Origin of the sequence: Bradyrhizobium sp. AZCC 2289 (assembly GCF_036924615.1) — a bacterium.
GTDB lineage: Bacteria > Pseudomonadota > Alphaproteobacteria > Rhizobiales > Xanthobacteraceae > Bradyrhizobium.
The window spans coordinates 3,609,366-3,633,430 of record NZ_JAZHRY010000001.1; the positions used below are offsets into that span (position 1 = coordinate 3,609,366).

Here is a 24,065-nt window from a genome sequence, read left to right on the forward strand (position 1 = left end):
GAAGACAAGTCATCATTTTTGAGCTGGAGGAAAGTTAGTTTACGTATTTCTTAGTATAAAAATCAAAACCTATACTTCAATTTTCTTCCCTTGGATTCCGCAAGGCGATATAGCGCGGTTCCCCAAGTCGAAACTGTGATTTGGCTAACAAATCACGTGATTCTGAACACATTAGCCATATTAACCGGAAATCAACGATAAGGCATAGTTAATACCAAGTGTCACAAAGATACGACAGTCCGTCCTAAAAGGATCGATAAAAGTTTCAGCAAACCGGCGAGGCTAATTTTAAGCTGTTTTGCGCTTTCCGGCCCGTTATGGCCCGCTTTAAGCAGATTAAAAGTCCCGCCGCCCATCCTGCCCCCCACGAAACGATCCGGTCACGAGCGGGTTATAGCCCCGTCGATGCCCGGACATGGGGCGTCAGATGCGGTTGTCAGGTCATTCGCGCGCGTGGCGCGAGGTCATACTCGCGTGCGGTTTACTCTGGTTCGGAACGGCCGACCTCAGGGCGGAAACGCCGGGGTCTTCCGGCGCCCAGGATTTGGTCCAGAAATCGGCCGAGCCGTTCGGGCTTGCGGCATCCGCGCTGTCCGGCGGCGGCCTGCGCCAGAAGTGGCTCGGCGTGCAGCGCCGTCTCGACGATGAAATGGTGCAGCTCGCGCTTTGCGAGGGCGACCGCGACGGTTGCGCGTCCTCGGCCGCGCTGCAATTCCTCGCCATTATCGATGTGGCAAAACTTCGCGAAGGCCGCGCCCGGCTTGGCGAGATCAATCGCGCGCTCAATCTCGCCATCAGGCCGGTCAGCGATCTCAAGCAATATGGCGAGATCGACGTCTGGACGTCGCCGCTTGCGACCCTGACAAGGGGCGGCGGAGATTGCGAGGATTACGCAATCGCGAAATTTGTTGCGCTGCGGCTGGCCGGCATCGCGCCGGACGACCTGCGGATCGTGATCATGCACGACACAATCCACGGCGAGGACCATGCCGTTGCCGCCGCGCGGCTGGATGGGCACTGGCTGACACTCGACAGCCGCCGCATGGCGATGGTCGAGGATTCCGACATCAGGAATTACCGGCCGACCTTTGTGATCGACCGGCATGGCGTCATGCAGTACGGCGATGCGCCGCTGCTCGCCGGCGCAACCGGCCGCGATCTTGCTTCTCCGGTTGCCGTGACTTCGCTGGCCGAGCCCAGCCAGATCCGTCCCTGAACCAGGCCGCCGCGCAAAGCCGATTGACAGCCGCCTCGCAATTTCATTTCGTTGCGGCGATTGAGAAGCCGCTTCGGTCGTCGCCAAACGAACGTTGCGGCTGAACTGGCCAGGCGCATTCGCCACGGGGCCTTTGTTTTTCGGACAGGAATTTGAATGCGCCTGATGATGCTGGCTTTCGTTGCGGCCCAGGTTGGACTGCTGTATCCCGCTTGCGCGGATACCGAGGCGGAAGCCGACCGGTCGCTGCGCGAGACGTTGCCGCTCTATGAAAAGAACCGTTGCGCCGACATCAAGGATACGGCGGGACAATTGTTCTGCGGCGATCCCGACCTGCAGAGCGCCGGCGCCCGGCTGAGCAATGCCTTGCAGGACCGGATCAACCGGATTGCCGATCGCCGGCTTGCGGTCGAAGAGAACGTGGAATGGATCAGAGGCCGCAATTTGAGTTGCGGGATATTTGGCGGACTAAGTGTCGCAAGCCGGAACATCCAATCGGTCAAGGCCTGCCTGTTGAAAGAGACGGAAGAGCGGATCGAGATATTGGCCGATCCGAACTTCGATTGCCTGGCGAACAACACCACCGCCGGCATGCTGATCTGCAGCGATCCCGCCCTGGCGATCGCCGACAGGGAGCTCAACGGTCACGTTGTCGCGCTGATCGCCAAAATGAAGGACGACGAAGCCAAGGGAGCCTTCGCCGAATACGCCAGATGGATCCGGGCCCGCGACCGCAAGTGCCATCTGGCCGACAAGGAAAACGTGCCGCTGGACGAATTGTCGCCGTCGGAAGCCTGCCTGGCGGACGATATGAGCCGGAAGACCGCCGAGATCATCGCGGCCAAGGGCGACCCGCAACGGGTGTTCGGCAAGTCCGAGCTTTCGCCCGCCCCCGATGCCGACGCGGTCGATCTGTGTATCGCGCAGATTCATTCAGCCAACGCCTGCGGCGATTTCCTGCGCGTAAGCCGTATCATCCAGCTCGATACCGAAGTGTCGGCCGAGGCCGCCCTGGTGACGGCCGAAGTGGAAATGAAGGTCCTCTCGCCATTCGCCGTCTGCAGCCCGATCGCGTCGACCTGCACCGGAACCTGCTGGGACTTAGGCTCGGGGCAGGCAAAACCGTCGCCGGGAAGCCGGGAGAGCCAGCCGCTCGCGCACCGGCTCCGAATCGAAAAGTCATTCGCGTTTCAGAAGGCCGACAACGGCTGGCGCTGCAACACGGATGCGCTGCAGCCGATCGAACTCGGGGTCGCGCTGAGCGGGCCGTAGCGGGCCGGCAGGTCAAAAAGTAGCGATCGTCATTGCGAGGAGCGCAGCGACGAAGCAATCCATTCTTTCTTTCCGGCGCGAGATGGATTGCTTCGCTTCGCTCGCAATGACGAGGTACATCGTTCTGAGCAGTCTCCTCAGAACATCAAATTGTCCTGCATCAGCACCCAGCGGCCGTTCTTGATCTGCTGGACCTGGGTGATGGTGCTGGCGAGATGGTTGGTCTTGGAGAAGATCGTCGGCGGCGAGTTGAAGATATCCAGGAATTTGTCGCCGGATTCCAGCGCGTCGAGCATTTTCTGACCCGTCAGATCCTTGCCCGCCTTGTTCGCGTAAAACGCGAACGTCGTTACCGCGTTGTAGCCGATGATCGCCTGGGTATTGGCGTCGGTGCCGAACATCTTCTTGTAGTTGGCCAGCCACTCCTTGACCTTGCCCTTGGCCGTATCCTCGTAGGGAATCTCGAAAGCGGCGGCGGCGTAGAGCCCTTCCACCGCGTCCTTGCCGAGCGTCGGCACTTCAAGCACGTTGGTCGGCGTGGCGCCGAGGAAGGTGACGTCCCAGCCGAGTTTCCTGGCTTCGCTCATCGCACCGATGGTCTCGCGGATCACGGTGCCGAGCACGACGAGGTCGCAGCCGTCGGACTTCATCTTGGCGACCTGGGCGCTGAAATCGGATGCACCGCGCTTGTAGCTCGTCACCGAGGCCGCCGGCACCTTCATCGCATCGAGCTGTTGCGTGAATCCGTCGAGCACGTTTTTGCCGTACTCGTCGTCCTGATGCATGATGCAGGGCTTTTTGAAGCTCTTCGCCTCCATCATGTATTTGAGCGCGGCGCGCGTGCTCTCGACATAGGGCAGCAGATTGTTGAACTTGAGCCGCTCCTGCGGCTTGGCCGGATCGAACTTGAAGGTGAATTCGGCCGCCGTCAGCGGGAACAGCTGCAGCACGCCGGCATCAAACAGGATATCCTGCGCGGCCAGCACGGTCGGCGAGCCCATCGGACCGACCATGGCGAAGACCTTGTCGCGCTCGACCATTTTTTGCGATGCCAGCACCGCGCGCTTCGGATCATAGCCGCTGTCCTCGAGGATCAGCTTGATCTTGCAGCCGTTGATGCCGCCGCTCGCATTGATCTCCTCGACCGCCATCTTCATGCCGTTGGAAACCGGAACGCCCCAGACCTTGATCGGCCCGGACAGATCCTGATGGGTGCCGATCACGATCTCGGTCGCCGAGATGCCTTCATTGGTGACCTTGGTTTGGGCCGCGGCCGGCAGACAGGTCAGCGAAAGGGCGCTCACCGCAAGGCCCAGCGCCCTGAACGATTTCGACATTGCAGTCTCCTCTTGGTTGGCCCGTGTTGCGCGAAGGGTGGGGCCTTCTGGTCCTTCGCCGTTTTCGATGCGTCACTCCAAAATCAGATCGGCTTACGCCACCGCCCGTTCGCCATACATGGCGCCGATCTCGGCGGCGTAACGCCTGTTCACGAAACTGCGCTTCAGCTTCATGGTCGGCGTCAGTTCCTCGTCCTCGGGGGTCAGCTGACGCTCGATCAGGAAGAATTTCTTGATGGTTTCGACGCGGGCGAAATTGGCGTTGACCGCCTCGATCTCGCGCTGGATCAGATCCTGGATCTCCGTGGCACGACACAGGCTCGCGTAATTGGTGAAGGGAATGTCGTGATCCTGCGCGTACTTCTCGACATTCTCCTGATCGATCATGATCAGGCATGTCAGATACGGCCGCTTGTCGCCGATCACCACGGCGTCCGAGACGTAAGGCGAGAATTTGAGCTGGTTCTCGATCTCGGATGGCGTGATGTTCTTGCCGCCCGAGGTGATGATGATGTCCTTCATCCGGTCGGTGATCTTGACGAAACCTTCATTGTCGATCGAGCCGACGTCGCCGGTGTGCAGCCATCCCTTGGCGTCGATGGTCTCCGCGGTCTTTTCCGGCTGGTTGAGATAACCCATGAACAGGAAATCGCCCTTGATCAGGATTTCACCCTTCGGGCAAATCATCACCTCGCCCCAGGGGGCGGCCTTGCCGACCGAACCGAGCTTGATGCGGTCCGACGGCATCATGGTGGCGACGCCGCAATTTTCGGTCTGGCCGTAGACCTCGCGCATGTCGATGCCGAGCGCGAGATACCAGCGGATCAGGTCCGGCGCGATCGGCGCTGCGCCGGTGAAGGCGATCCGGCAGCGATCGAGCCCGAGCATGCGGCGGATGTTGCGGAACACCAGCCAGTAGGCGGCGTGGTTGGCAAGCTTTAACGACAATGGCGGGGTTTCGCGCTGCAGCCTGCATTCGGTCATGCGATTGCCGATCGCGAGCGCGCGGCGGTACATCCAGTTCTGGAACGGGGTCGCGTCCTTCAGCGCGATCGTGATCCCCGAATAGAATTTCTCCCAGATCCGCGGCACCGCGAGAAACGCAGTCGGCTGCACCTCGCGCAGATTGTCGGGCACCGTTTCCGGGCTTTCGGCGAAATTCATCACCGATCCCAGCGCCAGCGAGATGTAATAGCCGCCGACCCGCTCAGCGACGTGGCACAGCGGCAGGAACACCAGCCGCTCTTCGCTATCGGTGGACGGAAACAGATCGTTGGCGTGGCGCATCTGATGCGTCACGCTGCGGTTGGAATGCATCGCACCCTTGGGCGGACCTGTGGTGCCGGAGGTATAGACCAGGATGGCGAGATCGCCGCTGCTGCGGCTAGCGACCATCTGATCCCACACTGCTTCATTGCCCTGGGCGTGGTTGCGCCCCAACGCCATGAATTCGGCCAGCGACATCACCATCGGGTCGACAAAACCGCTCAGCCCTTCCATGTCGAACACGACGATCTTTTCCAGCGTCGGGCAACGCGCGCGACAGCTCAGGAGCTTGTCGAGCTGCTCTTCGTCTTCGGCGAAGACGACGCGGGTAGCGGAATCGTTGATGAGATATTCGATCTGCGCGGACGAGTCGGTCGGGTAGATTCCGGAAGACACGCCGCCGGCGCAGAGGATGCCCATGTCGGCGAACACCCATTCCGGCACCGCATTGGCGATGATCGAGGCGACGTGGCCGGGGCGGAAGGCGATGGCGTGCAACCCGCAGGCAATATCCCTGGATATCTGCAGCCACTGCCGCCAGCTGGTCGGCTGCCAGATGCCGAATTTCTTTTCCCGGATCGCAGGCTTGTCGCCACGCGTTTCCGCGGCAAGCAGAAAACTCTTCGCGATCGTGTCGGCAACCGTCAGCACTGCCGGTCCGGCCATGCTCGTTTCTCCCTCTCCCGATCCGCCCGGATGCCGGCTTGAGCCAGTCTTTTCCCGGAAACAGAGCCTCAAATCTAACGCCAAGTCGCTCTCAGCGCCATGTTTTCTTCTTTTTCCAGCGCCGCTCACCCCGCGCGCCCTCTTCCTTGGCGCCCAGATAGAACTCCTGGATGTCCTTTGAATGCATCAGCCGCTCGCAGCTGTCGTTCATCACGACACGGCCGATTTCCAGCACGTAACCGTAATGCGCTGTCTCCAACGCAACCTTGGCGTTCTGCTCGACCAGCAGGATCGACATGCCCTGCTCCTCGTTGACCCGCCGGATGATGGTGAAGATCTCCTTCACCAGGATCGGCGACAGCCCAAGCGACGGTTCGTCCAACAGCAGCAGCGTCGGACGGTTCATCAGCGCGCGCCCGATCGCCAGCATCTGCTGCTCGCCGCCGGAAAGCTGGCCGGCCGGCTGGTTGAGCCGCTCCTTCAACCGCGGAAAATAGCCGTAAACACGTTCGAGATCCTCGGCGACGCCGTCGCGGTCGCGGCGTGGATAGGCACCCATCATCAGGTTTTCGCGCACCGACAGGAACGGAAACACTTCGCGTCCTTCCGGCACATGGCTCAGGCCCAGCCGCACGATCTTGTCGGCCTCCATGCGCTGGATCGGCTTGCCGAGGAATTCGATCGAGCCCTTTTGCGGATCGAGAATGCCGGAAATGGTTTTCAGCACCGTGGTCTTGCCGGCGCCATTGGCCCCCAGCAGGGTGACGATCTGCCCGCGCGGCACCTCGAGGCTGATGCCGCGGATCGCCATGATCGGCCCGTAGTAACTCTCGATGTTGCTGAGTTTGAGGATGATGTCCGGCGTGCTCATGGCATCATCCTCATGCGCCGAGATAGGCGGCAATGACGTCGGGATGACGCTGCACCTCGGCCGGCGAGCCCATCGCCAGCACGCGGCCGTAATTGAGCGCGATCACGCGGTCCGACACCCGGTTCACCAGCGTCATGTCGTGCTCGACCATCAGCACGGTGATGCCGAGCTCGGTCTTCATGTCGCGGATCCAGAACGACATATCGCCGGTCTCCTCGACATTGAGCCCGGAGGACGGCTCGTCGAGCAGGATCAGTTTCGGCTCCGAACACAGCGCGCGCGCCAGTTCGATCACCTTGCGCACACCGTAGGGCAGCCCGGAGATCAGCTTGTCGCGATAGGGTTCGAGATCGAGGAATTCGATCACCTGCTCGACCCGGCGGCGATGGGCTTTCTCGCTGGCGCGCACGCTCGGCAGGAACAGCAATTCCTGCCAGAGCTGGGTGGTGGAGTGGCGGTGGCGGCCGACCAGCAGGTTGGACAGCACGGTCGCATTCTCGAACAGTTCGATGTTCTGGAAGGTGCGGGCAATGCCCAGCCGTGCGATGTCGTAGGATGGCTGCTGGGTGATATCCTGGTCCTCGAAGAAGATCTTTCCCGAGGTCGGCGGATAGATCCGCGAGATCAAATTGAAGATTGAACTTTTTCCGGCGCCGTTGGGCCCGATGATCGAGAGGATCTCGCCCTTCTCCACCACAAAACTGACGGCGTCGACCGCTTTCAGGCCGCCGAAATACAGGGACAGATTCTCGGCGCGAAAATAGCTCATCGGTTCCGCTCCGATTTCACGTAGATCTTCTGCCGCTTGAAGGTGGCGCGCTTGTAGAGCGGGAACAGCTGGAAGAAGAGCTTGATCTTCAACCAGCGGCCGTAGAGGCCGAGCGGCTCGAACAGCACAAACAGCACGATGATGATGCCGTAGATCGCGCCCTTTAAGCCGTTGGCGGACGCAATGGCAGCGACCTTGTCCTGAACATGCGCCGCCGTTTCCTTGCCTGCGCCGAGCGTCGCTGCCATGCCCGATATCACGCCGGGCATATCGTCCTTGAGGTAAGTCAGGAACGGATCGATCATGACCAGGAAGATCGCGCCGAGCACCGCGCCGTGCAGGCTGAAGGTGCCGCCGATCAGGATCACGATGATGAACTCGATCGAGAGCTGCAGCGTGAACATTTCCGGGCTGATGAAGGACAGTTTGTGGGCAAACAGCACGCCGGCAAATCCGGTAATCGCGGCGCTGATCGCAAACGACTTGACCTTGTAGAGCGAGACGTTGATGCCCATGCTGCGCGCTGCCGTCTCGGAGTCGCGGATCGCGACGAAGGCGCGGCCGGTCGGCGAGCGCAGCAGATTGAGCGTGCCGACGATGGTCAGGATCAGCAGGCCAAGACAGAGGAAGTAAAAGGCCGGACTGTCGCGCGGCACTGATGTGCCGAGCATCTGGATGGTCTTGACCCGCATGCCCTCGTTGCCGTTGGTCACGCTTTCCCAGCGCGCCAAAATCTCCTCGACGATGAGGGCGAAGGAGATCGTTGCGATCACCAGATAGATGCCCTGCAGCCGCAACGCCGGGAATCCGACCAGCGCGCCGACGACGCCGGTCAACAGCCCGGCAGCGAGAAAATAGACCGGAAACGGAACGTTGAATTGCTGCAAATACGCTGCCGTATAGGCGCCGATGGCGAGAAAGGCGGCGTGGCCCAAGGACGCCTGCCCGGTAAAGCCGGTGAGGATCAACAGCCCGACGCCGACGGTGGCGTAGATGCAGACGAACACCAGTTGGCTCATGATATAGCTGGAGAGCACGAACGGCGCGATCACCAGCAGCGCGAGCAGGATGCCGTAAGAGACGAAATACCCGCTGTGCGGCACCAGCCGGATGTCGTCTTCATAATCGGTCTTGAACAGGAACCGCATCTTAAACTTTCTTGCGCATGTGAACGCCGAACAGGCCTTCGGGCTTGAGCAGCAGCACCACGAGCAGGACGATGTAGGGCGCGACATCCTTCCAGCCCTGCGCCAGATAGAAGCCGGCCATGCTCTCGATCACGCCGATCAAGACGCCGCCGACCACCGCGCCCGGGATCGAGCCGAAGCCGCCGAGCACCGCGGCCGGAAATGCCTTCAACCCCAGCACCAGCCCGACATTGGAATGAATGAAGGTGATCGGCGCCAGCAGCACGCCAGCGCAGGTGGCGACCGCGGCCGATATCGCCCAGACGATCGACACCACGCGCTTGACCGGGATGCCCATGTAATAGGCCGCCAGCATGTTCTCCGAACTGGCGCGCATCGCGGTGCCGAGCGTGGTCCGGTTGAAGAACAGATAGAGCAGCGCGCACAGGATAACGGTCGCAGCGATCACCGAAAGCTTGTCGTAGGCCAGCACCAGCGAGCCGATCCGCAGCACACCCTGGCTGAACGGCGTCTCGATCTTGAAGTCGTCGGTGCCCCAGATCATGCCGACGACGGAGCGCAGGAAATATCCGAGCCCGATCGTCGCCATGATGATGGAGAACTGCGGATAGCCGAGGATCGGCCGCACCACCACGCGTTCGGCGAGCATGCCGAACAGCGCCATCGCCGCGACCGCACCGGCAAAGCCGATCCAGTAATTGAGGCCGAGGATGCCGATGAAGGTGAAGGCGAAGAAGCCGCCCAGCATCATCAAATCGCCCTGGGCGAAATTGACGACCTCGGTTGCCTTGTAAACGAGCACAAAGCCAAGCGCGATCAGGCCGTAAACGCAGCCAAGCGCGATGCCACTTACGAGCTGCTGAACGAAGTCCAGCATCGCTTCCCTCCCCCGGATGCGCGGCGATTCTGACGATCGCCGTTTCGCATCCCGCTTCCGCGCCCCTGGAAGCGCTGAAAGCCGCATATGTCCTGCCCAATTGAGCCAAAAGCGCCGATCCCTGTCAACAAAGCGCTGGTTGCGGGACCTAGTCACTATTGCGGAGAAGCGGCCGCGGTGCGGTATTCGCCAATATCGCCGCGATTTGCCGCCCGCGATTCACCGTGCCGAAACGGTTTCGGTCCATGATCCGGAAGCGACAACGCAAACCGGATTGTCCCGAAATCATGACACCCGATGTATCAGCGCTGCAGGTGCGAGGGTTAACGAAGCGTTTTGACCGCCCCGCGGTCGATGCGCTAGATCTCACTGTCCGCACGGGCGAGTTTTACGCCCTGCTCGGGCCCAACGGCGCCGGCAAGACCACGACGCTGCGCATGGTGGCCGGCCTACTGCGGCCCGACGCCGGTTCGGTCTCCATTCTCGGCATCGATGCCTTGAACGATCCCGTCGCCGCCAAGCAGATCATGGCCTGGGTCTCGGACGAGCCGATGATTTATGACAAGCTGACGCCGCTGGAATATCTCGAATTCGTCGCCGGCCTGTGGGGCATCGACCCCAGGGTATCCGAACCTTCCGCGCACAATCTTCTGGTCTCGCTCGGGCTGGAGCCGCATCTGCACGAGCGCTGCGAAGGATTTTCCAAGGGCATGCGCCAGAAAGTTGCGCTGGCCGGCGCACTGGTCCACGACCCCCGGCTGATCATCCTGGACGAGCCGCTCACCGGTCTCGACGCGTTGTCGGCACGTCACGTCAAGGGACTGCTGCAGGAGCGCGTCCGCGCCGGCGCCACCGTGATCATGACGACGCATATTCTGGAAGTCGCCGAACGGATGGCCGACCGGATCGGCGTCATCGCCGCGGGCCGGCTGATCGCCGAAGGCACGCTCGCCGAGTTGCGCCAGCAGAACGGCAAGAACGACACCAGCCTCGAAGACATGTTCATCGCGCTGGTCGACACCGAGGCTGCCGCCGCATGAGTTCGACGGCCGATCTGACCTGGTTTGCCCGGCACGAAATCCGGCTGGCATGGCGCGAATGGCTCGCGATGATGACGGGCGGCCGCGGCAAGCGAAAGCGCGCCGCGATCGGCCTGCTTATCTTTGCCGCCATCCTGCACCTGCCCGCCTATGCGGTGATCGGCCGGTTCGCCGACCTGAAGCTTCCGCTCGACAAATCGCAGCTGATCGTCATCACCGCGACCATCTTCCTGGCCTGGGCCCTGATGCTGTCGCAGGCGATCGAATCGGTGACGCGGGTGTTTTATGCCCGCGCCGACCTCGATCTGATCATGTCGTCGCCGGTCCGGCTGGCCAACATATTTTCGGTCCGGATCGCAGCAATCGCGTTATCGGTCACTGCGATGGCGCTGTTGCTGTCGACACCCTTTGTCGACGTTCTCGTGATCGGCGGCGGCATCAGATGGCTGTCGGCCTTCGGCGTCGTCATCGCGATCGGCGTGTCGGCCGCGGCGGTGGCGATCGTGATCACGGTCCTGCTGTTTCGATTGATCGGTCCGAGCCGGACCCGCCTCGTCGCGCAGATCGTCTCCGCGGTGATCGGCGCCGGTTTCGTCATCGCGCTGCAGGTTGCCGCGATCTTTTCCTACGGCACCTTGTCGCGGTTCGCGGTTCTGACCTCGGATGCCGCGACGGCCTTTGCCCCCGATCTCGGCAGCCCGGTTTGGTGGCCTGCCCATGCAGCGCTTGGCAATGGTGAGGTGCTGGCGCTGCTGCTGGCCTCCAGTCTCGTGCTGCTCGGCGGCGTCATGGCGGTCCTGTCGCCGAGGTTTGCCGACACCGTGGTCCGCGTCGCGGCCACCGCAACGACGGTGCAGCGGGGGACGCGCGTGACCGCGTTCCGCGCCGGCTCGCGGCAACAGGCGCTGCGATGGAAGGAATTTCTGCTGCTGCGCCGCGACCCCTGGCTGGTTTCGCAGAGCCTGATGCAGCTGCTTTATCTGGTGCCGCCGGCGTTGATGCTGTGGCGAAGCTTTTCCGAGACTTCAGCCGCCATCGTGCTGATTACGCCGGTCATCGTGATGGCGGCAGGCCAGCTCGCCGGTGGTCTCGCCTGGCTGACGATCTCGGGCGAGGACGCCGCCGACCTGGTCTCGACCGCCCCGATGCCGCCCTCGCGCGTGACTCGCGCCAAGATCGAGGTGGTCCTGATCGTGATCGCCGTCATCTTCGCGCCACTGGTAACGGCGCTGGCATTTGCCTCGCCGCTCCAGGCTGCGGTCACCGCGCTTGGCGTCATCATCGCGACCCTATCGGCCGCCGCGATCCAGCTCTGGTTCCGGGTCCAGGCCAAACGCAGCCAGTTCCGCCGCCGCCAGACCTCGTCACGGGTGGCGACATTCGCGGAAGCCTTTTGCTCGATCGGCTGGGCCGCGACCGGCGCACTGGCGCTCTCGATGCCGATCGCCGCGGTTGTCAGCGGCCTGATGACGGCAGGGATTTTGGCCGCGACGTGGAAGATCAGCCCGCGACGGGGGTGAGCTCTCCCAATTCTCGTCGTGTTGTGGTAGGTATTATCGCTCGCGCAATCGTCGTTCACGAGATCGCCATGGCCACACTTACCATTTCAGCGGAAGGACAGATCACTCTTGATGATGATCTGTTGAAGCATCTTGGCATGCGGCCTGGTCAGCAGATTACTATAGAAAAGCTTTCAGACGGCCGGGTCGTAATGAAGGCATTCCGGCCGACCGGAAAAATTTCAGACGCTTTTGGTCTGCTTAAACGCAAGGATGGCCCTTCTCTGTCTATCGATGAAATGGCCGCGATCGGTCCTCCTACGCCTTGACCGCCTCCATTACCGCCGTCGCAAACGCTTCCGGCGCTTCCTGTGGGACATTGTGACCGGCGCCGGGCACGATTCGGTGGACGCGGCGGCCGGTGAATTTTGACGCGCTGGCGCGGCCGTCACCGGCGGGGAGAACGCCGTCCGCGTCGCCATCCAATGTAACCGCGGGCACCGTGATCGGAGGCAGCTCGGCCAGCCGGAGCTGTAGTTCGGCGTATTGCGGATCGCCGGCGGCTTGACCAAAACGATGCCGGTAGCTGTGGATCACGACATCGACGTAATCGGGATTGTCGTGCGCCGCCATTGAGCGATCGAAAGTGCCGTCGTCAAACTCCCAGTCCGGCGACCACTCTTCCCATAAGATCCTGGCGATCTCGCGCCGGTTGGCCGTGAGCCCGGCGCGCCCGCGTTCGATCTGAAAATAATATTCGTACCAGAGTGCGGCTTCATATTCCGGGCCGATCGGCACCATGGCGCGGGCGAGGTCCTGGATCAGATAGCTGTTCACCGTCACCAGGCCGGCGCATCGCTCCGGCCAAAGCGCGGCGGCGACGCATGCCGCGCGTCCGCCCCAATTATGGCCGGCGAACACGGCGCGTTTGATGCCAAGCGCATCCATCAAGGCGATCACATCAGCCCCGATCGCGGCCTGCTCTCCCGAGCGCAATGTCGCGCGATCGCGAAAACGGGTTGCGCCAAAGCCGCGCAGATAGGGAACGATGACGCGAAAGCCCCGCGCTGCCAGCAGCGGGGCGACATCGACGTAAGAGTGAATATCGTAGGGAAAGCCGTGCAGGAGGATCGCGGCCGGCCCGGTCGCGGGTCCGTCTTCATAACAGGCGATGTTGAGAACGCCGGCATCAATGTGGCGGAGCGGCTCCAGCCGTTTCGACGACGGCGCGCGCGCCGCGGGAACGGACGGCCCACCTTGCGCAAAGGCGTTGCCGGTTCGCGCCAGTTCGATCGCCGCCACGCCCGACAGCGCGGTGCCGAGAATGAAACGACGCTGGCGGTCGACGGAATCCGGCATGGCTCAAGCCTTGATCAGCTCCATCACCGCGGCCGCAAACGCCTCGGGCTCTTCCTGCGGCAGATTGTGGCCCGCGCGCGGTATCACGCGATGAACCCGGCGGCCGGTAAATTTCGGCGCGCTCGCGCTGCCGTCGGTCGCAGGCGCAACGCCATCGCCGGCGCCATCCAGCGTAATGGTCGGCACCGTAATCTGCGGCAGCGCCGCCAGCCGGCGCTGCACTTCCGCGTATTGCGGATCGCCGTCGGCGAGACCGAAACGGTGGCGATAGCTGTGAATCACGACATCGACATAGTCAGGATTGTCGTGCGCCACCGCCGTGCGTTCGAAACAGGCATCATCGAAATCCCAGTTCGGCGACCATTGCTTCCACAAGATATTCGCGATCCCGCGCCGGTTGGCGGCAAGCCCCGCGCGGCCGCGTTCGAGCTGGAAGTAGTATTGGTACCAGAGCGGCACCTCGCGCTCCGGCCGCGCCGGCACCATCGCTTTGGCAATGTCCTGGATCAGATAGCTGGTCACCGACACCAGGCCGATGCAACGCTCCGGCCATAGCGCCGCACCGACGCAGGCCGCACGGCCGCCCCAGTCATAGCCGGCGAACACCGCGCGCTTGATGCCAAGCACGTCCATCAACGCCATCATGTCCGCGCCGATCGACGCCTGTTCGCCCGAGCGCGGCGTCGCCTTGTCGCGGAATTTCGTCGGACCGTAACCGCGCAGATAGGGAACGATGACGCGGCAACCCTGCGCCGCCAGCAACGGGGCCACATCCACATAAGAGTGAATGTCATAGGGAAAGCCGTGCATCAGCATCACGGCCGGTCCGCCCGCAGGACCGGCCTCGTAATAGGCGATGTCGAGCACGCCAGCATCGACATTATGCAGCGGTTCCAGCCGTCGCGACGAAGGGGCGCGCGGAGGGCTTGTGGCCTGGGCAGGGGCTTTTTCGGTCAATCTGAACTCCATCGGCAACGGAAACGGCCGCGCTGAGAATGAGGTGGCGCCGGCAGCATCGCAAGGCTGCGTTTGCATGGAATTTCGGGAAGCGGCAATGCAAATGGGCCGCCCCCGCAATTCGCGTCGCGCACATGACGGCGGCAAAATCCGGCGATACACTGACGCCGTCTGGATGGGCCGCGCCATGATGCGTTATTTCGCTGTCGTCTCCGCCCTGTTGTGTCGGTTGATCGTTCCGGCCGTTGCCGAGGAGCCGCTGCGCAGTGAATGCCTGGCGATGGCGAACGCGCCGCCGCGCGCGACGCCCGTCAGCCTTCGCCGCATCGCCGCCAAGGCTGACGAAGTTTCCATCACCTATGCCGGCCATTCGACCTATTACATCGAAACGCCCGGCGGCATCAGGATCGCGACCGATTACAGCGGCGCCTACCGGACTGGCCGCCTGCCCGACATCGTCACCATGAACCGGGCCCACAGCACGCATTACTCGCTGTTTCCCGATCCGCACATTCAACACGTGCTGCACGGCTGGGGCGACGACGGACAGCCGGCGCACTACGCGATGCGCATCGGCGACGTCTATATCCGTAACGTCACCACCGACATCCGCCGCTATTTTGGCGAAGATTCCAGCGGCGAGATGATCAAGGACGGCAACTCGATCTTCATCTTCGAGGTCGCGGGCCTCTGCATCGGCCATCTCGGGCACCTGCATCACAAGCTCGACGAAACCCATTTCGCGGCGATCGGCCGGCTCGACATCGTGATGGTGCCGATCGACGGCACCTACACCATGTCGCTCGACGGCGTCTCCGAGATCACCAGGCGGCTGCGCGCCTCCGTGGTGCTGCCGATGCACCGTTTTGCGACCCCGCTCGACGAATTCATGCGCCTGATCGGCCAGCAGTTCGAGATCGATCAGCGCAGCGAACGGACTTTGAGGATTTCACGCGACACGCTGCCGTCGACGCCGACGGTGATCATTCTCGACGGGGTTTGAGACCGTGTAGTACAAGCAAGACCAAGCAAAAAACAGGGGAGCGAAATTGATGGCCGCCAGCACTGCACCCGCCTCGAAGAGCGGGCTCTACGCCGATCCACGCGAAGACTGGCTTGCGCAATACACCGAAGAAATCATCGATCCCCAGCGTCCGATCGTCGACCCGCATCACCATCTCTGGGATCGTGGCGGGCTGCGCTACATGATCGAGGAGATGTCGGCCGACATCGCGTCGGGCCACAACATCACCGCCACCGTCTATGTCGATTGCCGCTCGATGTACCGCGCGAGCGGACCGGAGGCGTTCCGTCCGGTCGGCGAGGTCGAATTCGCCAACGGCGTCGCGGCGATGGCCGCGAGCGGCGGCTACGGCAAGGCCGCGATCTGCGCCGGCATCGTCAGCCACGTCAATCTCCTGCTGGGCGACGGCGCGAAACCCGTGCTGGAGGCGGAGATCACAGCCGGCAACGGCCGCTTCCGCGGCATCCGGCATTCTTCCGCGTGGGATGCGGACCCGAATGTTGCTCACATGTATGCGACGCGGCCGAAAGGGCTGTTGCTCGATCCGGCGTTTCGCAAGGGCTTTGCCTGCCTCGCGCCGCTGGGCCTCAGCTTCGACGCCTGGCTGTTTCATCCGCAGATCGGGCAAGCCGCCGACCTCGCCCGCGCCTTTCCGGATACCAAAATCGTGCTCGACCATTGCGGCGGCCCGATCGGCATCGGCCGCTATGCCGGCAAGCGCGAGGAGACTTTCCCGGTCTGGAAAGCCTCGATCCAGCAGATCGCCAAATGCCCGAATGTCGTGGTCAAACTCGGCGGGCTCGCGATGTGCCTGCTCGGCTATGACTTTCACCTGCGGCCAAAACCGCCGTCCTCGGAGCAGGCCGCCGCGGCATGGCAGCCCTATATCGAGACCTGCATCGAGGCCTTCGGCCCTGACCGGTGCATGTTCGAAAGCAATTTTCCGCCCGACAAAGGCCAGTGCAGCTATCAGGTGATCTTCAACGCTTTCAAGCGCATCGCCGCACAATACAGCGAGGCCGAGAAGACGGCGCTGTTCTCGAAAACGGCGACGGATTTTTACAAGCCGAAGCTTGGCTGATGCCGGCGAAGCGGTCGGCGTGAGCGTCCGCTTACGCCCACTCGCCCTTGCGGAACACCGGCACGCGCCGGCCGTCGGCGTGAATGCCGTCGATATCGGTCTCGGCCGAGCCGATCATCCAGTCGATGTGAATGAGGCTCGCGTTGCCGCCCTGTGCTGCGATCTGTTGCGGGGTCAGGTTGCCGCCGTCGACGAAGCATTTCGAATAGCACTGGCCGAGCGCGATGTGCGAGGCCGCGTTCTCGTCGAACAGCGTGTTGAAGAACAGCAGCCCGCTTTTCGAGATCGGCGAGGAGTGCGGCACCAGCGCCACTTCGCCGAGGCGCGCAGCGCCCTCATCGGTATCGAGGACTTTCTTCAGCACTTCCTCGCCGCGCGAGGCCTTGGCGTCGACGATGCGGCCGTCCTCGAACCTGACCGCGATGTTGTCGATCAGGGTGCCCTGATAGGACAGCGGCTTGGAGGAGACGACATGGCCGCTCACCCGCCGGCAATGCGGCGTGGTGAAGACTTCCTCGGTCGGGATATTGGCGTTGCAGGTGATGCCGTTCTTGGCGGTGGAGGCACCGCCTTCCCATTCATGGCCGTCGGCGAGGCCGATGGTCAGGTCGGTACCCGGGCCCGAATATTGCAGCGCGTGGAAGCGCTGCCCGTTGAGCCATTCGGTCCGCTCCCGCAGCACCGCGTTGTGCTTCTCCCAGGCCGCCACGGCGCCGTCCTTGTCGACGCGCGAGGCCGAAAAGATCGCGTCGGCCAGCTTGGCCACCGCGACATCCTCGGCATCGTCCGGGAACATCTGTTTCGCCCAGGCCGGGCTCGGATAGGCGATGATGTTCCAGTTGGTTTCGAAATTGACGATTTTTTCCAGCGCCGGCTGATAGGCGATCGAATTGGCCTTGCTGGCGCGCGCCACCTTGGCGGGATCCTCGCCCGACAGCAGCATCGGATTGTCGCCGACGATCGCAAGCCGCGCGGTGTTGGCGGCGAACGCCTTCGCCATACCCTCATAGAGCCAGCCGGCGGCGCGATCGAACCCGGCATCATGGCCGTAGCGATAGCGCGACAGCGTGATCTCCTCGTCGGACAGGAACGAGGTGACGAGGCCGGCACCGGCCTTGTAGGCGTGTTCGGCGATCCGGCGCACCAGCGGCAGTGCTACTGCCGGCGCGGTCAGCAGCAGGTCCTGCCCCGGCTGCAGCTGCAGCCCGACCTTGACGGCGACTTCGGCGAGGCGGTCGAGTTTGACGGGGTCGATCGAGGCGGAAACGTTGCGTTGGTGTGCGGTCATGGCGGGCCCTCAAATCAGTCGTTGCTACAGAGATAGGCGAACGGCTGGGTTCCTTCAACGGTTCCCTGATTCCAGCACCCGGTCCACCATCTCCCGTGCAAGGCCGAGATAGTTCTTCGGCGAAGTCAGGCGATCGATCGTGGCGCGATCGATGCGGCCGGAAACGCGGGGGTCCTCCGACAGCGCGTCGGCGAGCGTCATGCCGTTCTCGTTGGCGACGCGGCACGCATCGTAGACGACGTCGTGCGCCTCCTGCCGTCCGATATCGGGCGCCAGCCCCATCATCACGGCTTCGGCGACGATCAGGCCGCGGCTGATGTCGAGATTTTCCGCCATCTTCTTCTCGTCGACGATCAGGCCACCGAGCGCGAATTTGGCCTGATGCAGGGAGCCAGCGGTCAGCACAAAACTTTCCGGGATCGCCATCCACTCGGCATGCCACGGCCCGGTGGCGCGTTCGAAATCCTGCACCGTGGCGTCCAGCATCAGGCCGGCGTGCTGGCGTACGCCCTTGGCCGCCGCCAGCATCAGTTCGGACGAGATCGGATTGCGCTTCTGCGGCATGGTCGAGGAGGCGCCGCGGCCTTTCACGAAGGGCTCATAAAGTTCGCCGAATTCGGTCGAGGCCATCAACATGACGTCGAGCGCGATCTTGCCGAGCGAGCCGGTGACGAGGCCGAAGAAATTGATCACTTCCGCAAGCCCGTCGCGCGCCACGTGCCAGGTGGAAACGGGAACGCCGAGGCCGAGCTCTTCGCACAGCGCCTGCTGCACATCAAAGCCCCTGTCGCCGAGGGAGGCCAGCGTGCCGGCGGCGCCGGCGAACTGGCCGACCAGCACGCGCGGCTTCAATTGCTCGAGGCGCTCGGCGTGACGGTCGAACATCGCAAGATAAATCGCGGTTTTGTAGCCGAACGTCACCGGCAGCGCCTGCTGCAGATGGGTGCGGCCCGCCATCGGCGTATCGCGATAGCGTTTCGACAGACCGGCGAGAATGCCGCGCAGATCGGCGATATCCCGCGCGATGATCTCCAGCCCGGCGCGCACCTGCAGGACGACGGCGGTGTCCATGATGTCCTGCGTGGTCGCGCCCCAATGCACGTAGCGGCCGGCCTCGCCGCATTGCTTCACCATCTGGTGCACCAGCGGCAGGATCGGATAGCCGACGATATCGGTCTCGCGCCGCAACAGGTCGAAATCGAGCGCCGAGACGTCGGTCCGGCTGGCAATCGCTTCCGCAGCCTCTGCCGGAATCACGCCGCAGCGCGCCTCGGCCCTGGCCAGCGCGATCTCGACCTCGGCGTAGCGCGAGATCAGGCTGAAATCCGAAAACACCTCGCGCATCGCGGGCGTCCCGAACGCGTCGCGAAACAGGATGGAATCGAGGACGGTGGTCGAGGTCGGGAAGGCGGGCATGGTCGTTTCCTGCGGCAGGCTCGCGTGAATCATTCCGGCTGAATGCCGGCGAGCCTCGATCTGGTGAGCGGCACCGCCGATCCTTCATCGATGACATGCGTCGAGATCATCATCGGACCACCTAGCCGCGAAATTTTTTCTTCTTTTTTCCGAATGAAGGCTTCTTTCCGAATTCAGGTTTCGCAGGGCGTTCGCCGTCATGCTTCGGCGTTCCGGCGTAGGCGGGCTTCTCGCGGAATGGCCTCTTGGTATCGTAACGCCTTTCCTTGTCAAATCCCGGCGCCTTTTCGTGGCCGGGCTTGCCGCCGTGAGGCTTGGCGTATGGTTTCGGCGCCCTCTCCTCGCGGGATCGATCGCCCGGGCCGGCGTTGCGGTCGAACGTTGCCTCTTCACGCCTCGACGCGTGCGGCCGCTTCTCTGCAGCCGCCTCGCCCTGCGGGCCCTCGGGCAGCGCCTCGATGCGGATGTTGTCTTCCTTGTCGGGGCGCCGAATCTTGACCGCAAAGGACTCCGCGGCGCGTCCGGAGATCTCGAACTCGGTCGTCGTGTCCATGATGCGGATGGCGCCGATATCGTTCTTGTCGATGCCGCCGCGGCGGCAGATCATCGGCAACAGCCAGCGCGCTTCCGCGTTCTTCTTGGCTCCGATCGAGGCGCGGAACCAGACGCTGCCTTCGCCCATGCTGCCGTGACGCGGCGATGATTTCCCCTTCTTCGGTCGCGGCCCGGCGCTGCGATCCTCGCCGCGTGGGGGACGTGCGTCCCTCTCCCGGCCGCGATCCTCGCGGGATCGGCTACCGCCCTGGCCGGGATCGAGAATGTCCTCGGGCGACGGCAGCCGCGCGCGATACAGCCGCGCCAGCGCCGCAGCAATATCCTCGGGCGACCGGTCGGCGAGCAAGGCTTGCGCCAGCATCAGATCTTCCGCGGTCGTCTCCTCCGAAAACAGCGCGTCCTTCAGCATGCGCTCGTGGTCGAGCTTGCGAATTTCATCCGGCTGCGGCGCGGTGCCCCAGATCGCATCGATGCCGGCGAGATTCAGCAGCAATTCCGCGCGTCGCTTTCGCGCCGGCGGCACCAGCACGACGCTGACGCCCTTGCGGCCGGCACGGCCGGTGCGGCCGGAGCGATGTTGCATGACCTCCGCATCGTTCGGGATATCGGCGTGGATGACGAGATCGAGGTTCGGCAGGTCGATGCCGCGCGCCGCCACGTCGGTGGCGACGCAGACACGGGCGCGCCCATCCCGCAACGCCTGCAGCGCCTGGGTTCGCTCGTTCTGGGTCAATTCGCCCGACAGCGCGACCACCGAGAAGCCGCGCTCCAGCAGCGTGGCCTGCAAATGCCGGACGGCTTCGCGCGTGTTGCAAAACACCAGCGCGCTCGGCGATTCGTAAAATCGCAACACGTTGACGACCGCGTGCTCGACATCGCCTGACGCGATGCGGATGCCGCGATATTCGATATCGGCATGACCGCCCTCGTCGCCGGCGACCTCGACCCGAAAGGCCTGGCGTTGAAACTGTTTTGCCAATGCGACGATGCCGCGCGGCAAGGTCGCGGAGAACAGCAACGTGCGGCGGGTATCCGGCGTGGTCTTGAGGATGAATTCCATGTCCTCGCGAAAACCGAGATCCAGCATTTCGTCGGCCTCGTCGAGCACGACCGCTTTCAATTCCGAGATGTCGAGACGGCCGCGCCGCAAATGATCGCATAGCCGGCCCGGCGTGCCGACCACGATGTGGGCGCCCGCGGCCAGTTCGCGCTGTTCACGGCGCGGATCCATGCCGCCGACGCAGGAAACCACGCGCGCATCGGCATAGTGATAAAGCCAGGCGAGTTCGCGATGGACCTGCAAGGCAAGCTCGCGCGTTGGTGCGACGATCAGGGCAAGCGGTGCGGCCGCCCGCTCGAACCGCTCGGCATCACCAAGAAGATTCTTTGCGATGGCCAACCCATAGGCGACGGTTTTGCCGGATCCGGTCTGCGCCGAAACCAGCAGGTCGCGGCCGGCGGCCTCGTCCGCGAGCACCGCGGTCTGCACCGGAGTCGGCCGGTCATAGTTGCGTTCCGCCAAGGCTCGGACGAGCGGCGGATTGGTGGATAGGAATGTCACGAGATGGTTGACCTTAGGTTGGCGTTTGACGCCGGAACATTGAGCAGGCCCGAACCCGAACGGTTCGAAGGTGCCGCCTGAAGATACGCGGCCGCATGGCCCCGACGTATTTGAATGAGATGGCACCCTTTAGGCCATTCGCGGCCAAAGCGCCATGCAATGTTGGCGATGGTCTTAATGGGCCGCCATGCAGAATGAGGCTACGCGCCATGCCATTGATATTGTTAGGATATCCAGATCGTTCGCTTTCGGGGACGATGACGCTGACGGCTTCGAGCCGTCATTGCGAGCGAAGCGAAGCAATCCATGTCGCCATACAAAGAAAGAATGGATTGCTTCGTTGCTTCGCTCCTCGCAATGACGGTGCTCAAATCTCAGACACAGCTTCGCAATCTCGCGGCATGTGCCCGAGTTATGCTGCAATCATTCGCGCCCCAGAAATCAGAGGGCGCACGGAATGCCGGGCGCGCGCTGCACCCGCGGTCTCGTGTGCAAAGATGCACAAAAAGAAACGCACACGAGCATACAGGTTCAGCGGAGGCACTCCGGCATTCCCCGCGCAATGGCTTTACGGCTTATTCCGTGCTCCCCGGCGACGAATTCGTCTTGTCACCGTCGTCAGCGAATTAACGGCATGCCCGGCACCCGGTCGGGTCGGCATGCCTCCGCCAACTTGACACCAGCAACGGGTGCCAGGACCACACGGCTTCACCGTACGCCGCAACATCGTTCGTCTGCGCGCTCTCGATCGCTCACGAGCCAAAGCTCGCCCTGCAATCACGTCCACGCGCCCGACGCTGCCGCGTCCACCGCATCCCATCCCAACGTCCGTGACGATCGCGATACGCCCCTCTTGCGGGATGAGACGGCGGGATTTCTAGACCTGATTTGGGTTGGATAGAAAGAGGAATATTTTCTCAACGAGGGCTTGACAGAAAATAGTGATTTGCCCGTCGGGCAACTCACACGATCGCGAAAGCCAGCAAGCTCGAACCCAGCAGCACGAGGCTAGCCGCTATCAGCGTGAGGAACCCATCGGAGACTAAATCGTGATTGCGCATGATACACCTGCCAACTGCGATGCTCGACCGAACAGAGTGCAGGCCCGAGCAGCGCCTCTGCTGCGTGACACAATCGGCGATTTGGGTAGGTTCTTCCATTACACGTGCGTGCGGTCGCATAACCTCTTCTGATCGCCCGCAACAAACCTTGGTATGACCGTCACGGCGAAGCGGCAGCGAAGTCCGGGAGGCGTACAGGTTTGTGCAATCGCTCACGCCAGCAGCAGCAGCAGCAGAAGCAGCAGCAGCGCGACCGCGATGGCGACCACCGCGATGAAGATCAGCGCCTCGATCCCCGACATGCGCCACATCGCCCGTCGCCTTTGTGTACCGGATGGTACGTAATTTAGACAGTAATGCGAAATTGCAAATATATTAAAAGGGCGCGGTCGCGCGGTCCCCGCGCTTTGGGGCGCTCTCCACAGTACCTTGCCGACCGATTGCGGAGGGACCGCCATCCTTCGACGATCCCCGCCAGCCGTCGCGGACATCACGTCATCACCGCGACACGGTGCGAGCCATCAACGGTGTCCGCTGTTGCGGCAAAAGCAGACATGCGCTGGAAACCCCGGAATTTCGCCTTTTGACCCTGGCTGTGTGAAAACGTGAAATCTTGCGAACGCTGGAGAATCTACTTCTCAGATCACGCGGCACTGGAGCTCAGTATGCTCTCCGTAGTCTCAGAAGCGGCGTCAGAAGGAATGCTTTTCTCCGCAATTTTGCGCGCCGTCGCGTTTTCACACAGCCAAGACCCTTTGTGGACATGGCCTGGCTTGGTACGAGGGAATTGGGCGGTCAGCGAACCGAGCCGACTACGAAATCCAGGAACGCACGCACCTTCGCGGGCGGCACGTGTCGTGAGAGATGGAATGCGTAGAGCGGAAACCGCTCGTCCGACCAATCGGGGAACAGCTCAATGAGCTTGCCGCGGCTGAGGAGATCCTCCGTCCCGAGCGCGAGGATCTGCGCCACTCCGTGACCGGCCGCGCAGGCGCCCAACATCGTGCCGACGTTGTTCACTGTCAGGCGGCCAGAAACCGCGACCCGCAGTTTCTGCCGGCCGCGGTGAAATTCCCAGTGAAACGGCCGGCCGGTGACGGGGTCCAGGTAGTGAATGCATTCGTGCCGTCCCGCGCCGAGGTCGCGGGGATGCGCCGGGTGGCCGTGCTTGGCCAGGTAGGAGAGCGCGGCGCAGGTAAGGATCCTTGTCTCAAGGAGCCGCCGTGCGACGAGCGCCGAGGGCTCCGGCTCGCCGAAACGCACAGCGGCGTCAAAGCCGTCGGTCACGAGGTCGCCGAGACGGTCGCGTCCCACGATCTCAACCGACAGCTCAGGGTAGGCGGCCAGGAATTTTCCAAGGCGCGGTGCGAGCACGAGACGCGCGAAGAAGGGATCGACATTGATCCGGAGTCGGCCGCGCACCACCGCGGCCGCGGGTGCTACCCGCGCCAGCGCGTTGCCCGACGTGCCGACGGTCGCGGAGTCCGGCGCGCCCGGGTTCGAGGCCTCGGCCTGGTTCGGACTGGTGGCGCCCGCCAACACGCCCGCGCCGGTGCTGGCAAAACTGCAAGGCGATGTCGAAGCGATCCTGAAAATGCCCGATGTGCAGAAGCGTTTCACCGAACTGGGCGCCGAGCCCGGTACGCTTTCAGGCGAGACGTTTGGAAAATTCCTCGCCGATGAGACGGCGAAGTGGACCAGGATCATCCGGGAATCCGGCGCGCAGGTGGATTGATCCGGATAACGGGTTGCGAACGGGCGCTTTCGCCGGGCGACCTCTTGCGACCGCGCGCATTTTGGCA

20 protein-coding genes are annotated in these 24,065 nt (G+C 62.9%); 8 read left to right on the forward strand and 12 right to left on the reverse strand.

The window, feature by feature from the left end:
* Nucleotides 1-427: 427 nt before the first annotated feature.
* Nucleotides 428-1,216, forward strand: a complete 789-nt coding sequence (locus V1289_RS17325) for a transglutaminase-like cysteine peptidase (RefSeq protein WP_442896184.1) — start codon at nucleotides 428-430, stop codon at nucleotides 1,214-1,216.
* A 156-nt stretch (nucleotides 1,217-1,372) separates the two neighbouring features.
* Nucleotides 1,373-2,488: a lysozyme inhibitor LprI family protein gene (locus V1289_RS17330; RefSeq protein WP_334398024.1), complete on the forward strand. Its 1,116-nt coding sequence runs from the start codon at nucleotides 1,373-1,375 to the stop codon at nucleotides 2,486-2,488.
* A 137-nt stretch (nucleotides 2,489-2,625) separates the two neighbouring features.
* On the opposite strand, the gene V1289_RS17335 is transcribed toward V1289_RS17330, so the two are convergent.
* From V1289_RS17335 to V1289_RS17360, 6 genes are all read right to left on the reverse strand, one after another.
* Nucleotides 2,626-3,825 (reverse strand): ABC transporter substrate-binding protein, encoded by a 1,200-nt coding sequence (locus V1289_RS17335; protein ID WP_334398025.1) that lies wholly within the window; start codon nucleotides 3,823-3,825, stop codon nucleotides 2,626-2,628.
* 93 nt (nucleotides 3,826-3,918) lie between these two features.
* A complete protein-coding gene (locus V1289_RS17340) occupies nucleotides 3,919-5,757 on the reverse strand; it encodes an AMP-dependent synthetase/ligase (RefSeq protein ID WP_334398026.1) in 1,839 nt (612 codons plus the stop codon).
* Between the two features lie 91 nt (nucleotides 5,758-5,848).
* Nucleotides 5,849-6,628, reverse strand: coding sequence for an ABC transporter ATP-binding protein (locus V1289_RS17345; RefSeq protein ID WP_309180168.1), 780 nt, complete (start codon nucleotides 6,626-6,628; stop codon nucleotides 5,849-5,851).
* Between the two features lie 10 nt (nucleotides 6,629-6,638).
* Nucleotides 6,639-7,397 carry an ABC transporter ATP-binding protein gene (locus V1289_RS17350; protein ID WP_442896020.1) on the reverse strand — a complete coding sequence of 253 codons (759 nt, stop codon included), beginning with the start codon at nucleotides 7,395-7,397 and terminating at the stop codon, nucleotides 6,639-6,641.
* Nucleotides 7,394-8,545: a branched-chain amino acid ABC transporter permease gene (locus tag V1289_RS17355; protein ID WP_309180170.1), complete on the reverse strand. Its 1,152-nt coding sequence runs from the start codon at nucleotides 8,543-8,545 to the stop codon at nucleotides 7,394-7,396. The genes V1289_RS17350 and V1289_RS17355 overlap by 4 nt, the downstream gene beginning before the upstream one ends.
* Before the next feature lies 1 nt (nucleotide 8,546).
* Nucleotides 8,547-9,422 carry a branched-chain amino acid ABC transporter permease gene (locus V1289_RS17360; RefSeq protein ID WP_074278053.1) on the reverse strand — a complete coding sequence of 292 codons (876 nt, stop codon included), beginning with the start codon at nucleotides 9,420-9,422 and terminating at the stop codon, nucleotides 8,547-8,549.
* Nucleotides 9,423-9,709: 287 nt separating this feature from the next.
* Between V1289_RS17360 and V1289_RS17365 the strand changes: the two genes are divergently transcribed.
* The 3 genes from V1289_RS17365 (at nucleotide 9,710) to V1289_RS17375 (ending at nucleotide 12,290) form a co-directional block, all read left to right on the forward strand.
* On the forward strand, nucleotides 9,710-10,462 hold the full coding sequence (locus V1289_RS17365) for an ABC transporter ATP-binding protein (RefSeq protein WP_309180172.1): 753 nt from the start codon (nucleotides 9,710-9,712) through the stop codon (nucleotides 10,460-10,462).
* Complete coding sequence (locus V1289_RS17370; RefSeq protein ID WP_334398027.1) at nucleotides 10,459-11,982, forward strand: permease; 1,524 nt, start codon at nucleotides 10,459-10,461, stop codon at nucleotides 11,980-11,982. The genes V1289_RS17365 and V1289_RS17370 overlap by 4 nt, the downstream gene beginning before the upstream one ends.
* Nucleotides 11,983-12,050: 68 nt before the next feature.
* Nucleotides 12,051-12,290, forward strand: a complete 240-nt coding sequence (locus V1289_RS17375; protein WP_334398028.1) for an AbrB/MazE/SpoVT family DNA-binding domain-containing protein — start codon at nucleotides 12,051-12,053, stop codon at nucleotides 12,288-12,290.
* On the opposite strand, the gene V1289_RS17380 is transcribed toward V1289_RS17375, so the two are convergent.
* Nucleotides 12,280-13,320 (reverse strand): alpha/beta fold hydrolase, encoded by a 1,041-nt coding sequence (locus V1289_RS17380; RefSeq protein ID WP_334398029.1) that lies wholly within the window; start codon nucleotides 13,318-13,320, stop codon nucleotides 12,280-12,282. The two genes, V1289_RS17375 and V1289_RS17380, sit on opposite strands and share 11 nt — an antisense overlap.
* A 3-nt stretch (nucleotides 13,321-13,323) precedes the next feature.
* The gene (locus V1289_RS17385; protein WP_334407515.1) at nucleotides 13,324-14,208 is read right to left on the reverse strand and encodes an alpha/beta fold hydrolase; all 885 of its coding nucleotides are present in this window, start codon (nucleotides 14,206-14,208) and stop codon (nucleotides 13,324-13,326) included.
* 256 nt (nucleotides 14,209-14,464) lie between these two features.
* Here V1289_RS17385 and V1289_RS17390 point away from each other — a divergent pair, with 256 nt between their 5' ends.
* Both V1289_RS17390 and V1289_RS17395 read left to right on the forward strand, forming a co-directional pair.
* Nucleotides 14,465-15,280, forward strand: coding sequence for an MBL fold metallo-hydrolase (locus tag V1289_RS17390; protein ID WP_334398030.1), 816 nt, complete (start codon nucleotides 14,465-14,467; stop codon nucleotides 15,278-15,280).
* Between the two features lie 49 nt (nucleotides 15,281-15,329).
* Nucleotides 15,330-16,382 (forward strand): amidohydrolase family protein, encoded by a 1,053-nt coding sequence (locus tag V1289_RS17395; protein WP_334398031.1) that lies wholly within the window; start codon nucleotides 15,330-15,332, stop codon nucleotides 16,380-16,382.
* Nucleotides 16,383-16,413: 31 nt separating this feature from the next.
* On the opposite strand, the gene V1289_RS17400 is transcribed toward V1289_RS17395, so the two are convergent.
* The 4 genes from V1289_RS17400 to V1289_RS17415 form a co-directional block, all read right to left on the reverse strand.
* Nucleotides 16,414-17,670: an aminopeptidase gene (locus V1289_RS17400; protein WP_334398032.1), complete on the reverse strand. Its 1,257-nt coding sequence runs from the start codon at nucleotides 17,668-17,670 to the stop codon at nucleotides 16,414-16,416.
* Nucleotides 17,671-17,724: 54 nt separating this feature from the next.
* On the reverse strand, nucleotides 17,725-19,086 hold the full coding sequence (locus V1289_RS17405; RefSeq protein ID WP_334398033.1) for a class-II fumarase/aspartase family protein: 1,362 nt from the start codon (nucleotides 19,084-19,086) through the stop codon (nucleotides 17,725-17,727).
* 121 nt (nucleotides 19,087-19,207) lie between these two features.
* Nucleotides 19,208-21,202 (reverse strand): DEAD/DEAH box helicase, encoded by a 1,995-nt coding sequence (locus tag V1289_RS17410; protein ID WP_334398034.1) that lies wholly within the window; start codon nucleotides 21,200-21,202, stop codon nucleotides 19,208-19,210.
* Nucleotides 21,203-23,058: 1,856 nt separating this feature from the next.
* Nucleotides 23,059-23,685 (reverse strand): substrate binding domain-containing protein, encoded by a 627-nt coding sequence (locus V1289_RS17415; RefSeq protein WP_334398035.1) that lies wholly within the window; start codon nucleotides 23,683-23,685, stop codon nucleotides 23,059-23,061.
* On the opposite strand from V1289_RS17415, the gene V1289_RS17420 reads away from it, so the two are divergent.
* Complete coding sequence (locus tag V1289_RS17420; RefSeq protein WP_334398036.1) at nucleotides 23,663-23,998, forward strand: tripartite tricarboxylate transporter substrate-binding protein; 336 nt, start codon at nucleotides 23,663-23,665, stop codon at nucleotides 23,996-23,998. The genes V1289_RS17415 and V1289_RS17420 overlap by 23 nt on opposite strands.
* Nucleotides 23,999-24,065: the final 67 nt, after the last annotated feature.

What these genes read in the sequence shown, in the direction of transcription:
- V1289_RS17325 (WP_442896184.1), top strand. Translation starts at nt 428, where the DNA reads ATGCGGTTGTCAGGTCATTCGCGCGCGTGGCGCGAGGTCATACTCGCG.
- V1289_RS17330 (WP_334398024.1), top strand. Translation starts at nt 1,373, where the DNA reads ATGCGCCTGATGATGCTGGCTTTCGTTGCGGCCCAGGTTGGACTGCTG.
- V1289_RS17335 (WP_334398025.1), bottom strand. Translation starts at nt 3,825, where the DNA reads ATGTCGAAATCGTTCAGGGCGCTGGGCCTTGCGGTGAGCGCCCTTTCG.
- V1289_RS17340 (WP_334398026.1), bottom strand. Translation starts at nt 5,757, where the DNA reads ATGGCCGGACCGGCAGTGCTGACGGTTGCCGACACGATCGCGAAGAGT.
- V1289_RS17345 (WP_309180168.1), bottom strand. Translation starts at nt 6,628, where the DNA reads ATGAGCACGCCGGACATCATCCTCAAACTCAGCAACATCGAGAGTTAC.
- V1289_RS17350 (WP_442896020.1), bottom strand. Translation starts at nt 7,397, where the DNA reads ATGAGCTATTTTCGCGCCGAGAATCTGTCCCTGTATTTCGGCGGCCTG.
- V1289_RS17355 (WP_309180170.1), bottom strand. Translation starts at nt 8,545, where the DNA reads ATGCGGTTCCTGTTCAAGACCGATTATGAAGACGACATCCGGCTGGTG.
- V1289_RS17360 (WP_074278053.1), bottom strand. Translation starts at nt 9,422, where the DNA reads ATGCTGGACTTCGTTCAGCAGCTCGTAAGTGGCATCGCGCTTGGCTGC.
- V1289_RS17365 (WP_309180172.1), top strand. Translation starts at nt 9,710, where the DNA reads ATGACACCCGATGTATCAGCGCTGCAGGTGCGAGGGTTAACGAAGCGT.
- V1289_RS17370 (WP_334398027.1), top strand. Translation starts at nt 10,459, where the DNA reads ATGAGTTCGACGGCCGATCTGACCTGGTTTGCCCGGCACGAAATCCGG.
- V1289_RS17375 (WP_334398028.1), top strand. Translation starts at nt 12,051, where the DNA reads ATGGCCACACTTACCATTTCAGCGGAAGGACAGATCACTCTTGATGAT.
- V1289_RS17380 (WP_334398029.1), bottom strand. Translation starts at nt 13,320, where the DNA reads ATGCCGGATTCCGTCGACCGCCAGCGTCGTTTCATTCTCGGCACCGCG.
- V1289_RS17390 (WP_334398030.1), top strand. Translation starts at nt 14,465, where the DNA reads ATGATGCGTTATTTCGCTGTCGTCTCCGCCCTGTTGTGTCGGTTGATC.
- V1289_RS17395 (WP_334398031.1), top strand. Translation starts at nt 15,330, where the DNA reads ATGGCCGCCAGCACTGCACCCGCCTCGAAGAGCGGGCTCTACGCCGAT.
- V1289_RS17400 (WP_334398032.1), bottom strand. Translation starts at nt 17,670, where the DNA reads ATGACCGCACACCAACGCAACGTTTCCGCCTCGATCGACCCCGTCAAA.
- V1289_RS17405 (WP_334398033.1), bottom strand. Translation starts at nt 19,086, where the DNA reads ATGCCCGCCTTCCCGACCTCGACCACCGTCCTCGATTCCATCCTGTTT.